A 12413-nucleotide genomic window follows, 5' to 3' on the forward strand; every position below is an offset into this window, starting at 1 on the left:
CGCGCTGACGAGGAGCGACTGGCGGCAAGGAGAAGCGAACCGTCTAATGTTACGATTCCTGCTCGTGCGCATAGCCTCCGCGATCCCCGTTCTCTTCATTCTGAGCGTGGTGACTTTCGCGATCATCCAGGCCCCGCCTGGCGACTACGCCGACTACATCCGCTCCCAGCTGATCAACCAGGGCGGCGCGTCCTATGCGCAGGCCGAAGAGCAGGCGCAGGCTTACCGCGTCGAACACGGCCTCGATAAGCCGCTGGTCGTCCAATACGTCAACTGGATCGGCGGCATCGTGACGCGCGGCGATTTCGGATACAGCATGTTCTATAACAAGCCGGTCGCCGATGTCGTTGGCGAACGCCTGCCGAGGACCCTACTCCTGGCGCTCGTCTGCCACATCTTCGCCTCGGTGCTCGGCATCGGTTTTGGCATCTGGGCGGCGACCCGACAGTACAGCTGGATCGACAGCCTGCTATCTGGGATTTCCTTCCTCGGCATGACGGTGCCGCGCTTCTTGATGGCGCTGATCATCGTCTATCTCCTGGTCTTCCAGCTCAATGTTTCCGAGATCGGTAGCTTCTTTTCGCCGCAATATGGCGGCGCGCCATGGTCCTGGGCGAAATTCGTCGATCTCGTCCACCACGTCTGGCCGGTCGTGGCGATCGCCACCTTCGGCGGGCTCGCCTACAATATGCGGGTGATGCGCGGTAATCTGCTCGATACGCTGAACGCCCAATATGTCGAGACGGCCAAGGCCAAGGGGCTTTCCGGCGCAGCCGTGGTGATGCGCCATGCGGTGCCGAACGCGCTGCACCCGCTGGTGATGTACCAGGGCGTCGTGCTGCCTTACATGCTGACCGGCGAGATCGAAACCGCCATCATCTTCGCATTGCCGACCGTCGGTCCGGCCATCGTCGGCTCGATGGCGGTCGGCGACGTCTATGTCACCGCCACCTTCATGATGGTGCTGTCGGCCACCCTGATCATCGGCAATATCATCGCCGACATGCTGCTCGCGCTTCTCGATCCGCGTGTCCGCCAATATGGAGGAGCCTGAGATGCTTGCTTTCGACTCTTCCGCGACGCCACCGACAACCGACATCGTGACCAAGCCATCGCGTGGGCATGAAAGCTATATCGCCCTTGTCTGGCGTCGGTTGAGGCGCTCCTGGACCGGCATGGCCGGGCTTGTGCTCGTCGTGCTCTTGATCCTCATGGCGATCTTTGCCGATTTCTTCGCGCCGATGGATCCGAAGGCGACCGATGTCGGCTTCGCGCCGCCACAGGTGATGAGCTTCCACGACAAGGACGGCAATTTCGTCTTCCAGCCGCGCGTCTACGCGCTGTCGGATTCCGAAGAGCTCGATCCGGTCACCTTCCAGCCGATCGTCGGCATCGACTACGACAATCCGCGGCTGCTCAGCTTCTTCGTCAAGGGCGCCGAATACCGGCTTTTCGGCCTGATCCCGGCCAGCCGGCACTTCTTCGGCTCGACCGACGGCCAGCCGGTGCATTTCCTCGGCACCGACAAGTTCGGCCGCGACGTGCTGTCGCGCGCCATCATCGGCTCGCGCATTTCGCTGACGATTGCCCTGACCGTTGTCTTCATCGTCACCATCATCGGCACGACCGTCGGCATGGTGTCGGGTTACTTCGGCGGGACCTTCGACGTCTGGCTGCAGCGTTTCGTCGACCTGGTGCTCGCCTTCCCGCAATTGCCGCTCTATCTGGCGCTGACCTCGTTGATCCCGGTGACGGCGCCGACCAATGTCTTCCTTGCCTTCGTCATCGTCGTCATGTCGGCGCTCGGCTGGGCGCAGATGTCGCGCGAGGTGCGTGGCAAGACCTTGGCACTCGCCCGCATCGATTATGTCAGGGCGGCCATGGCCGTTGGCGCCACCGACACGCGCATCATCATGCAGCACATCTTCCCGAATGTGATGAGCCACGTCATCGTCGCGGTGACGCTGCATATACCGAGCGTCGTGCTGTTGGAATCCTTCCTCGGTTTCCTCGGTTTCGCCGTCAAGCCGCCGCTGATCTCCTGGGGGCTGATGCTGCAGGATACGGCGACCTATTCGGTCATCGGCTCCTATCCCTGGATTCTCGCTCCCGTCGGCTTCGTGCTCGTCACCGTCTTCGCGTTCAACGCGCTCGGCGACGGATTGCGCGACGCGGTCGATCCTTATTGAGGTGATTGATATGGCTCTCGCACTGGTCAATTCCTTCGCCCCGCCCGTCCGCCACGATCATGATGGCCGCTCGGACACGCCTGTTATCGACGCCCGCAACGTGGCGGTGAATTTCAAGGTCGAAGACGGCATGGTCGAAGCCGTCAAGGACGTCTCCTTCCAGCTCTATCGCGGCGAGACGATCGCGATCGTCGGCGAATCCGGTTCCGGCAAATCGGTGACGGCGCGAACAGTGATGGGGCTGTTGTCGAAGCGCGCCGTCGTCTCCGAGAAATCGACGGTCGCCTATGACGGCAGCAACATCCTGAAATTTTCCGAGCGGGAGCGCCGCAAGCTGCGCGGCGACCGCATTTCGATGATCTTCCAGGAACCGATGAGCTCGCTGAACCCGATCTATACGATCGGCAGCCAGATCGTCGAAGCGATCCGCGTGCATCGCCGGATCAGCAAGCGGGATGCGCAAAAGCGGGCGCTCGAACTGCTGGAACATGTGCAGATCCCCGATCCCGCCGCGCGGCTGATGCAATATCCGCATCAGCTTTCGGGCGGCCAGCGCCAGCGCGTGATGATCGCCATGGCGCTTGCCAACGATCCTGACGTGCTGATCGCCGACGAGCCGACGACGGCGCTCGACGTCACCGTGCAGGCGCAGATCCTGAACCTGATCCGCAACCTGCAGAAGGAACTGGGGATGGCCGTCATCCTCATCACCCACGACCTGACCGTGGTGCGGCAGTTTTCCGATTACGTCTATGTGATGCAGTACGGCGAAGTGCGCGAGCACAACACCACCGAAGCCCTGTTTGCCAACCCGCAGGACGCCTATACCAAACATCTGCTTGCCTCCGAGCCGCGGGGCGAGGCCAATCCACTGCCCGAAGGGTCGGATGTCATCCTCGATGCCAAGGGCGTGCGGGTCTCCTTCATGATGCGTCACGGTACCTTTCTCAAGCCGGCGATGCGTGAGCTTGTCGCCGTCGACAGCCTCGACCTGACGCTTCGCCGTCACGAGACGCTGGGGCTGGTGGGCGAATCCGGTTCCGGCAAGACGACGTTCGGCCAGGCGATCCTGCGACTGAACACGCCCGACAGCGGCGAGATCCGCTTCGACAATCAGCCGATCCATGGCCTATCCCGGGCCGAGATGCGGCCCTTGCGCGCCCGCATGCAGGTGGTGTTCCAGGACCCGTTCTCATCGCTCAATCCGCGCATGACGATCGGCCAGATCATCGAGGAGGGGCTGGTCGTCAACCGGCTGGGCGCGACCAAGGCCGAACGGCAGGATCGGGTGCGTGAAGCGCTTGTCGCCGCCGGCATGCCCGGCAATATCCTGTCGCGCTTCCCGCACGAATTTTCCGGGGGCCAGCGCCAGCGCATCGCCATTGCCCGCGCCATTGCGCTGGAGCCGGAATTTATCCTGCTCGACGAGCCGACATCGGCGCTCGACCTTTCCGTCCAGGCGCAGATCATCGAACTCTTGCGCAAGCTGCAGGACGAACGTGGCCTGAGCTACCTCTTCATCTCCCACGACCTCAAGGTCGTGCGCGCGCTCTGCCATCGCGTCATCGTCATGCAGCATGGCAAGATCGTCGAAGAGGGTCCCGTCAACGAAGTTTTGTCCCATCCCAAGACCGCTTACACCGAACGGCTCGTCAAGGCCGCTTTCGAGGTAGCATGATTGCCGAATGCCGGAGGTTATAATGGCAAGAAATCCCAAAATCACTTTCATCGGAGCTGGCTCCACCGTCTTCATGAAGAACATCGTCGGTGACGTGCTGCAGCGTCCGGCCCTGTCAGGCGCGACGATCGCCTTGATGGATCTCAACCCGCAGCGGCTGGAAGAAAGCGCCATCGTCGTCAACAAGCTGATCTCGACGCTCGGCGTCAAGGCGAAGGCCGAGACCTATTCGGACCAGCGCAAGGCGCTTTCGGGCGCCGATTTCGTCGTCGTCGCCTTCCAGATCGGCGGCTATGAACCCTGCACGGTCACCGATTTCGAAGTGCCGAAGAAATATGGCCTTCGCCAGACGATCGCCGATACGCTCGGCGTCGGCGGCATCATGCGCGGGCTTCGCACCGTGCCGCATCTCTGGAAGGTCTGCGAGGACATGCTCGCCGTCTGCCCCGAGGCGATCATGTTGCAATATGTCAACCCGATGGCGATCAACACCTGGGCGATATCGGAGAAGTATCCGACTATTCGCCAAGTCGGCCTTTGCCATTCGGTGCAGGGCACGGCGATGGAACTGGCCCACGACCTCGATATTCCCTACGAGGAAATCCGTTACCGGGCGGCCGGCATCAACCACATGGCCTTCTATCTCAAATTCGAGCATCGCCAGGCCGACGGTTCTTACCGCGACCTCTATCCCGATCTCGTGCGCGCCTATCGCGAGGGCAGGGCGCCGAAGCCAGGCTGGAACCCGCGCTGCCCGAACAAGGTGCGCTACGAGATGCTGACGCGGCTCGGCTATTTCGTCACCGAGAGCTCGGAGCATTTCGCCGAATACACGCCCTATTTCATCAAGGAGGGCCGCGACGACCTGATCGAGAAATTCGGCATTCCGCTCGATGAATATCCGAAACGCTGCATCGAGCAGATCGAGCGCTGGAAAGGCCAGGCGGAGGCCTATCGTTCGGCCGACAAGATCGAGGTCAAGCCGTCGAAGGAATATGCCTCCTCGATCATCAACTCGGTCTGGACCGGCGAGCCCTCGGTGATCTACGGCAATGTCCGCAACAATGGCTGCATCACCTCGCTGCCCGCCAATTGCGCCGCCGAGGTGCCCTGCCTCGTCGATGCCTCCGGCATCCAGCCGACCTTCATCGGCGACCTGCCGCCGCAGCTGACGGCGCTGATCCGCACCAATATCAACGTGCAGGAACTGACGGTGCAGGCGCTGATGACGGAAAACCGCGAGCATATCTATCACGCCGCGATGATGGACCCGCATACGGCAGCCGAACTCGACCTCGACCAGATCTGGTCGCTGGTCGACGATCTGCTCGCCACCCACGGCGACTGGCTGCCCGAATGGGCACGCACCGCCCGCAAGGTACAGGCCGCCTGAGCCCCTCTCCCGGGTGAGGCGTCAAGAAGCCCCGCGGTCGCAACAACCGCGGGGCTTTTTCGTGGGATCAGGCGTTAACGGGTCACTCGTTTGTCAGGCTTCTGCTGCATTCCAGAATGCACTTTCCCCAACGTCTTGAGCCCGAAGCGTAAGCCAGTGGCGCCGACATTATCCGCGCGTCGGGTTCTGCAAATTATGGTACTTGAAAGTACTTAAAATGTCCCTATAGTTGAGTCCATGGAGAAAATCGGCCAATGGACTTCGCACTCCTTTTCAACATGTTCCGGAAGCCCAGGCAGGCCAACGTCACAGACGTCACACTCTGGCACAAGCACGAGACACTCCTGCCGGTGCGACTCGTCGACGCCGCCTCCCGAAACCCGTCGGGACAAATATGGCGCCGGCTGAACGGTGTGCAATGGGAATATAAGCAGGACCCCGAAACGATTGAAGAATTCGATGCTCGACAATATTGAGACCTAGAGCCCCAGCCGTCGCAGATAAATCTGCCCCGGTGCAGTTGCAAAGGACAGTGCCGCGATAGAGACAGGAGATTCTCCAAGCCGTCGAGGAGAACCATTCTCTGTCATTTCGCTGCGGCTTTGGCCTTGTCGAACATCGGCGTGACCTTGTCACCTTTTGACATCTTTTTCACTTCGCCGTTGTAGATGTCTCCGTCGTACTGGTCATCGCCGGAAATGTTCTTAGTCCAAATCTGCTTGCCGACCCGCCACCAACCCTTGCACGGGCTGTAGACGAATTTGGTCTCGCCACTCTTGTCTTTCCAATTCGAAGTAAAGCAAAAGGTGTTGCCGGTGCCTGTCCACGTGCCTTCCGCATAGCCATACTCACCTTTCTTTTTGCCAACTTTGACGCCTTTGAGCGTCCCATCGGCAAACCAGGTGTAATAGACCAAGCCGTCGCCGACGTCGTACTTGACGGTATGGCCGAGGTATAGATCCTTGACTTCCTGCTCGGACAATTCGACCGCGCTCTTCGGCAATTTCCCTTCATTCTTCGCAAAAGCCGGCGCTGAAAAGACCAACGCCATTGAGATCACAACAGCAGTAGCGAACTTTTTCACGGCTGATCCTCCTTGCTTGTGATTGAAAACTGCGCCCATTTTGCCCCCGTGTAAATTCGCCCAACGGAGTTAGCGGCGTCTCGGCAGGCCTTGGCATCGGCTTTGCGCCGGAATGGACCGAGGGACTGCCGAACCGGGCCTTTTCGAGCTGAAGGCGGTGAGGGGCATCGATTTCCGGATTGGGCTGGCGTCGCCTGGAACAAGGAGGATCCGACTGCCTCGCGTGACGACATCGTCGATATCGCGAGATCGTTGGCGCGGCCGGGCAGGCGAGGCGAGGCGAGGGGCACCACGGGTACACCCAAAGCAGAACGGCTTGCCGGGGGCAGTCGGTCCCGGGTTCCGCTCGTTCCCGAGCGGCGCTCCGCTAACCCTCCTGCGGCTGCCCTTTTAACCGGTCAAGCCCTGCGCGAACTGGCGCCGGCGCGGACGCGCCTTTGCCTGGTATGCTCATTGTTTGGAGGAGGCGTGCCTGCCGTGGCAGGCACGATCTCAAGAACAAGAAGGGCTGACGGTCGCAAGTTCGGCATTTGGTTCACGACGTGCACGCCATAAATATCGAGCTGTCATTCATGGACGTCTATTCCACACGCGTCGCGTGGCGAGTTTTCGCGAAGCCTAGATTCCTGGTTGCCGAGCGCTTTCAACCATTCCCCATGGCGTGACGTCGAAGACCTGGTTTCGGAAGCGGCCGGCTAGATGGTGGTTTGCAGGCCGAGTTCCACCACCCGCCCGGTGGGCAGCCCGAAATAGTCCGTGGCGTTGCTGGCGTTGCGCGAAAGGGCGATGAACAGCCGATCCTGCCAGAACGGCAGGCCGCCCTTCCTCGATGGAAGGATCGTCCGGCGAGAGAGGAAGAACGACGTCGACATGATGTCGAATTTCAGGCCGAGCTTTCGCACCAGGACAAGCGCGCGCGGGATGTTGGGCGTCTCCATGTAGCCGAAGGTGACGACGATCCGGCTGAACAGCGGATTGAAACTTTCGAGAAAGATCTTCTCGGTGTCGGGAACGAACGGCGTGGTGGCGGTGACGACGCTCAGGATGACGTTCCGCTCGTGAAGCACCTTGTAGTGCTTCAGACTGTGAAGGAGCGCCGTCGGCGCGCCCTCGACGTCGCTGGTCAGGAAGATCGCGGTTCCTGGCACCGTGGGTGGCTTCTTGCGGGCCAGGTTGTCGATGATCGTCGCGAGCGGAATTTCGTCGGCCTTGGTGCGACTGATGAGGAGCCGTCGCCCTGCCGTCCATGTCTGCATGATGAGCGCCATGGTGGCGGCGACGGCCACTGGGACCCAGCCGCCGTCGGCGAACTTGGCGATGTTGGCCGCGAGGAAACCGGCGTCGATCAGGGATATCGGGATGATGACGGCGAGGGTCGTTGCCAGTTTCCAACTCCAGATCCGCCGCATGACGACGAACAGCAGTACGGAGGTGATCAGCATCTCGCCGGTGACGGCGATGCCATAGGCGGCCGACAGTCCGCTGGAACTGCGGAAAAACAGGACCAGGGCCGCCACGAAGACGAAGAGCAGCGTGTTCACCCGCGGCATGTAGATCTGCCCCGAATGGGTCTCGGACGTATGCAGGATCTGCAGGCGGGGAAGCAGGTTGAGATGGATCGCCTGGCGCACGAGCGAGTATGCTCCCGATATCACCGCCTGGCTGGCGATAACCGTCGCCGCCGTCGCGAGGCAGACCATGGGGATCCTGGCCCATTCTGGATGCATGTTGAAGAACGGATGGGCGGCCATCGTGGGATTTGCGAGCACGAAGGCTCCCTGTCCGAAGTAGTTCAGGAGCAGGCTCGGGAAGACGAGCGCGAACCACGCCACGACGATCGGCCGCCGGCCAAAGTGTCCAAGGTCGACATAAAGCGCCTCGGCGCCCGTCACCGCGAGGAAGACCGCGCCGAAGACCGCGACGGCGGAAGCGATGTTGTTGGCGACGTACCAAACGGCGTGGACCGGGTTGATCGCGCCGAGGACCGATGGATCGTCGAGGATGTGGATCGCCCCGCTGACGCCCAGGACGACGAACCACAGCGCCGTTATCGGCCCGAAGACGGCCGCCACGCCACCCGTGCCGAAACGCTGGACGAAGAACAGCGCGGCGATGATCGTCAGCGTGATCGGCACCACCCAGTTCGCAAGAGCGGGCGCCACCACCTGAATGCCCTCGACCGCCGAGAGAACGGAAATCGCCGGCGTGATGATGGCGTCGCCGAGAAACAGCGACGCGCCCGTCACGCCGAGGACAAGCACCCATTTGGGTCGTCCTCTTAGGCTCTCCCGCGCGAGGCTCATCAAAGACAGCGTTCCGCCTTCGCCCCGGTTATCCGCCTTCAGCACGAAGGTCACGTATTTCAGCGTGACGACGATGGTGAGAGCCCAGATGATCAATGAAAGGATGCCGAGGACGTTCTCTTGGTGGGCTCCCGACCCGCCCGTGGCGTGGAGAGCCTCCCTGAACGCGTAGAGCGGGCTCGTCCCGATGTCGCCATAGACGACGCCCAGCGCGGCGAGGACGAGCGAAGGTAGGCCGCCTCTGGTTTCCTCTCCGAGTTCCGGATCCTCGGATCGCATCTGGGTGGAGGTCAAAAGTCATGTCCTGTTTGGTTGCCGGCACTTCGCGAGCCTCGGCGATTCAATTCCATCCCTACGATGATCGATATCGGAATGGCACTGGTCGGCAGGCCAACGCTTAACACGCCGGCGGGATGCGCGCATCCAGACCCTGGAGGTTATCCCGTGTCAGTGGAAGGCGATAGGAGACGGGTGCTCTCTCCTGCGCGCCGACAAGCGATGAGAACAGCCGCGTCCCTGAGGATTGCTGGTGATCATCGAGGTTTTGGATCAGGTCGGTAACCACCAGTGTCTGGTTTTTCCGGTAAAAGAAGCAAACTTCGCGGAGCCCACCCATGCCTGGCACCTCGATTTGATCGATATCCGCCGTCCAGGGAGCTCTGGATGCGTCGCCAAGATCGCCGTGCCATGAAATACGCGCCTTCTTGGCTTGGCGACGCTGCGCTGCGCAGGCGAGGCTTCAGTGACGCGTCCCTTCCAGTCTTTCACGAACTCCAGTGCGCGCTGTTTGGCGCGACGATAGACGACGGCTGTTTCGGCTGTAGGTATTTGCAAGAGTGACAAGACCGAGCGCGACCGCTACCGTCGCCGCCACCGCACCAAGCGGCGACCAGAGAAGCGGATGATGAGCAGGGTGAAGTAGATCGCGACCCCGCGAACAACGGCGTCCATTGGTTCTCCTAGGGAAAGATAAAAGTCGAGTGCTCCGCGACATCATCGCCGATGCGGGCGAGGTAGGAGCGCAGACCTGGCCGTTGTGTCTGCAGCCCAAAGACGATCTTCGCCTGCGCGGTCGGATCCGCTGGGAAACGTCGACTTCTGGGGACGCCCTCCACGGAGAAGGCTTCAAGAAAGCGCGCATCGATATAAACGACTTGATCGGCCTTAGATGGCCCAAAGGTCACCCTCATTTCGTCTGGGGCGTTCCATCGTGATATCGCGTGAAGCTCGGTCGAGCCTCCCGCCATGGCAAGAACGCGTCTCATCCATCGCGTCAAAGGAACAACAGTCCGCGCAGAGGGTTTGCTCCTTCTCAACAGCAAATGGAGGACGACATGGTAACGATGGTAGGCAATGAATCCGACATCAAGGGTTTGGTCAAGGATCTGATCTATCTCGAGTATGATGCGATCGCCGCGTATGATTCCTGCATCGAGCGTCTCGACGACAAGCAGTTCACGACAAAGATCACCAGCTTCAAGCAGGACCACTTGCAGCATCTCGAAGTACTCAACGAGATGGCGCGCGAGCTTGGGATCGAGGCACCGACGCGGGGCGACATGAAGGAGATGCTGACGACCGGCAAGATCGCCCTCGCCGATCTGATGGGGGATGCCGCCATTCTCAAGGCAATGAAAACGAATGAAGATGATACCGTGACCGCCTACCAGCGAGCATCACGTCACGAAGACGCCATCCCCGCCTCGAAAGCGTTTTTCATGAAGGCGCACCAGGACGAGGAACGGCATCGTGCCTGGATGGACACGACCGCGAAGGCGTTGTGACACTGCAAGGCTTCAGCGCGATGAAAACCGGTGCCACGACCAGCATCGCCATGTACCACCGTGGGCTCTATATTGAGATGAGGGCGCGGGGAATTTCCTCCGCGCTCCACGAGTTCAATCTCCTTTCTATACGAATTGCCGAAGTTTGTCATGAAACCATCGCAGCAAGGAGACCTGTTTGCCGCATCGGAAGAGGAGCTTCCTGAAGGCTTCCGCTACGACGCTGCCGTTGTTCCGGACTTCGAACAGTCTCGCCTTCTCGAATACGTTTCTTCATTGCCGCTTAAGCCTTTCGATTTCCACGGCTTCGAGGGGAAAAGAAGGGTCGTCTCCTTCGGCTGGAAGTACGACTTCGAGACGGAACGGATGACGCCGGCTGAGAATATCCCCGATATCCTTCTTCCCGTCCGTGCGCTCGCCGCCGGCTTTGCCGGGATCGAGGCCAACCAGCTGCAGCAAGCGCTGGTCACCGAATATGCCCAAGGCGCCCCGATTGGATGGCATAGGGACAAAAAGGTATTTGGCCGGGTTGTCGGTGTGTCGCTCTTGGCCGCATGCACCTTCAGATTGAGACGGCGGGCTGGCGCCAAGTGGGAGCGCTTCTCGCTCAGGGTAGAGCCCGGGTCGGCATATCTCCTGTCGGGGCCGGCCCGAAACGAGTGGGAGCACTCCATTCCGCCGGTCGACACACTTCGCTATTCGATCACATTCCGGGAAATAGACTGATTGATGTTGAGTTGGCGGCCGACAAACGGCGACCGATACGACAGCAAGGTCAAGCAATATCCAAATCTCTTCGTAGTCTTTATCCAGAAGCGGGAGTGCCGATTGGTCGTAGCCGATGAACTTTGCACTGAAGGCTATAAGCATATCGCCAGCAAATTCGATGTGCCTGAAGGCTATGGCGCCATGAGCGTTCTTTCGGGCAGGTCGACGCCTGGCCGCGAGCTCTCGGCTTTCGAGGCTGATGCAGCCGCGTTTGATGCGGTGATCCGGGCACTATATCGAATCGGGGGAAGACTGGACTATGAAGGCACCATGTTCGCCTGCAGGAAAAAATAGTGATCATCACCGAGAGCTTGCCGTCCATTGTCTATGCCATTGCCGACGTCCATGGACGCGCCGATCTTCTCGAGGCCATGCTTGAATACATCGCCGCTGGCTCGAATGATCATGATACGAAGCCGGTCGTGATGTTCCTGGGCGATCTGATCGATCGTGGCCCTCACAGTCCAAAGGTCCTGGATCAGGTCTGTTCGACACTCAACCTTTATCCGGGTTCTCGACTAATCCTTGGCAACCATGATTTTTACCTGCGTGAGCTCCTTCGTGGTGCTCTCGCATATGAGGACGCTGTCAACTGGATGGATTGGGGAGGCGTCGCGACATTGAGCGCGTATTCCACTCGGCCAATCCCTGCGTTCGAGAATATCGCTGCAGATATCCGCAGCGTTTTCCCACACCATGTGGACTTGCTGGAAAATGCGCTGTCATTCAAGGAGATCGGGCGCTTCTGCTTTGTTCACGCTGGAATACGTCCCGGCGTTCAGCTCGCAAATCAAAGCGAATACGACTTGCGGTGGATCAGGGCGGGTTTTCTAGACCACATTGATGTTCATGATCACGTCGTTTTACACGGTCACACGATCACAAAGTCTCTTCGACCTGAAGTCTATTCGAATCGCATAGCTTTGGATACCGGAGCGTATCGGACTGGTCGGCTAAGCGCCGCCGTAATCAGGCACGATGAGCTTTCACACTTCCTATGCACCGAGCTGACCGAGAGCGGCGCCATCCGAGTTGGCGAGTGGCGCCCATCTAATTGACAAGAGTAGGAGGTCGACTGTCGATGTCTCCAATGCGGCCAAGCAATCGAGAGGTCAACTCGAGACGCTGAAACCGACGTCTGGGCCGCTGAGCAAACACGGTCCAAATGGCATACGTGAGCCGCCGAAGGAGAGCTCGACCTGAACGTCTTTGGA

At 60.1% G+C, this 12413-nt stretch carries 12 protein-coding genes and 1 pseudogene; 11 read left to right on the forward strand and 2 right to left on the reverse strand.

Going from position 1 to position 12413, the window contains the following annotated elements; translation table 11 throughout:
• Positions 1–46: 46 nt before the first annotated feature.
• From AC25BC_RS29030 to AC25BC_RS29050, 5 genes are all read left to right on the forward strand, one after another.
• Positions 47–1054, forward strand: coding sequence for an ABC transporter permease (locus tag AC25BC_RS29030; protein ID WP_003554132.1), 1008 nt, complete (start codon positions 47–49; stop codon positions 1052–1054).
• 1 nt (position 1055) lies between these two features.
• Positions 1056–2189: an ABC transporter permease gene (locus AC25BC_RS29035; RefSeq protein WP_017996567.1), complete on the forward strand. Its 1134-nt coding sequence runs from the start codon at positions 1056–1058 to the stop codon at positions 2187–2189.
• 10 nt (positions 2190–2199) lie between these two features.
• Entirely contained in the window at positions 2200–3867 is a 1668-nt protein-coding gene (locus AC25BC_RS29040) for an ABC transporter ATP-binding protein (protein ID WP_012763385.1), read from the forward strand.
• A gap of 22 nt (positions 3868–3889) precedes the next feature.
• Positions 3890–5260 (forward strand): alpha-glucosidase/alpha-galactosidase, encoded by a 1371-nt coding sequence (melA, locus tag AC25BC_RS29045; RefSeq protein ID WP_128407992.1) that lies wholly within the window; start codon positions 3890–3892, stop codon positions 5258–5260.
• A gap of 254 nt (positions 5261–5514) precedes the next feature.
• A complete protein-coding gene (locus AC25BC_RS29050; protein WP_128438589.1) occupies positions 5515–5736 on the forward strand; it encodes a hypothetical protein in 222 nt (73 codons plus the stop codon).
• A 110-nt stretch (positions 5737–5846) separates the two neighbouring features.
• Here AC25BC_RS29050 and AC25BC_RS29055 read toward each other — a convergent pair whose 3' ends face one another.
• On the reverse strand, positions 5847–6344 hold the full coding sequence (locus tag AC25BC_RS29055; RefSeq protein WP_003554121.1) for a DUF995 domain-containing protein: 498 nt from the start codon (positions 6342–6344) through the stop codon (positions 5847–5849).
• 68 nt (positions 6345–6412) lie between these two features.
• Here AC25BC_RS29055 and AC25BC_RS29060 point away from each other — a divergent pair.
• Positions 6413–6614, forward strand: a pseudogene (locus AC25BC_RS29060) (LysR family transcriptional regulator); the annotation flags it as partial.
• Positions 6615–7039: 425 nt separating this feature from the next.
• On the opposite strand, the gene AC25BC_RS29065 reads toward AC25BC_RS29060, so the two are convergent.
• Entirely contained in the window at positions 7040–8926 is a 1887-nt protein-coding gene (locus AC25BC_RS29065; RefSeq protein WP_432431573.1) for a potassium transporter Kup, read from the reverse strand.
• A gap of 250 nt (positions 8927–9176) precedes the next feature.
• Here AC25BC_RS29065 and AC25BC_RS29070 point away from each other — a divergent pair, with 250 nt between their 5' ends.
• The 5 genes from AC25BC_RS29070 (at position 9177) to AC25BC_RS29090 (ending at position 12257) form a co-directional block, all read left to right on the forward strand.
• On the forward strand, positions 9177–9338 hold the full coding sequence (locus tag AC25BC_RS29070) for a hypothetical protein (RefSeq protein ID WP_164902990.1): 162 nt from the start codon (positions 9177–9179) through the stop codon (positions 9336–9338).
• Positions 9339–9981: 643 nt separating this feature from the next.
• Positions 9982–10431: a DUF2383 domain-containing protein gene (locus AC25BC_RS29075; RefSeq protein ID WP_128438592.1), complete on the forward strand. Its 450-nt coding sequence runs from the start codon at positions 9982–9984 to the stop codon at positions 10429–10431.
• A gap of 150 nt (positions 10432–10581) precedes the next feature.
• Positions 10582–11157, forward strand: coding sequence for an alpha-ketoglutarate-dependent dioxygenase AlkB (locus AC25BC_RS29080; protein WP_003554114.1), 576 nt, complete (start codon positions 10582–10584; stop codon positions 11155–11157).
• Positions 11158–11493 carry a hypothetical protein gene (locus tag AC25BC_RS29085; RefSeq protein ID WP_128438593.1) on the forward strand — a complete coding sequence of 112 codons (336 nt, stop codon included), beginning with the start codon at positions 11158–11160 and terminating at the stop codon, positions 11491–11493.
• Entirely contained in the window at positions 11493–12257 is a 765-nt protein-coding gene (locus AC25BC_RS29090; RefSeq protein WP_128438594.1) for a metallophosphoesterase, read from the forward strand. Before AC25BC_RS29085 ends, AC25BC_RS29090 begins: the two co-directional genes overlap by 1 nt.
• The last annotated feature ends 156 nt before the right edge of the window (positions 12258–12413 follow it).

This window comes from Rhizobium sp. WSM409 (assembly GCF_057653825.1).

Coding starts and splice junctions, on each gene's coding strand:
- AC25BC_RS29050 (WP_128438589.1), top strand. CDS start 5,515: ATGGACTTCGCACTCCTTTTCAACATGTTCCGGAAGCCCAGGCAGGCC.
- AC25BC_RS29065 (WP_432431573.1), bottom strand. CDS start 8,926: ATGCGATCCGAGGATCCGGAACTCGGAGAGGAAACCAGAGGCGGCCTA.
- AC25BC_RS29035 (WP_017996567.1), top strand. CDS start 1,056: ATGCTTGCTTTCGACTCTTCCGCGACGCCACCGACAACCGACATCGTG.
- AC25BC_RS29040 (WP_012763385.1), top strand. CDS start 2,200: ATGGCTCTCGCACTGGTCAATTCCTTCGCCCCGCCCGTCCGCCACGAT.
- AC25BC_RS29075 (WP_128438592.1), top strand. CDS start 9,982: ATGGTAACGATGGTAGGCAATGAATCCGACATCAAGGGTTTGGTCAAG.
- AC25BC_RS29080 (WP_003554114.1), top strand. CDS start 10,582: ATGAAACCATCGCAGCAAGGAGACCTGTTTGCCGCATCGGAAGAGGAG.
- AC25BC_RS29030 (WP_003554132.1), top strand. CDS start 47: ATGTTACGATTCCTGCTCGTGCGCATAGCCTCCGCGATCCCCGTTCTC.
- melA (WP_128407992.1), top strand. CDS start 3,890: ATGGCAAGAAATCCCAAAATCACTTTCATCGGAGCTGGCTCCACCGTC.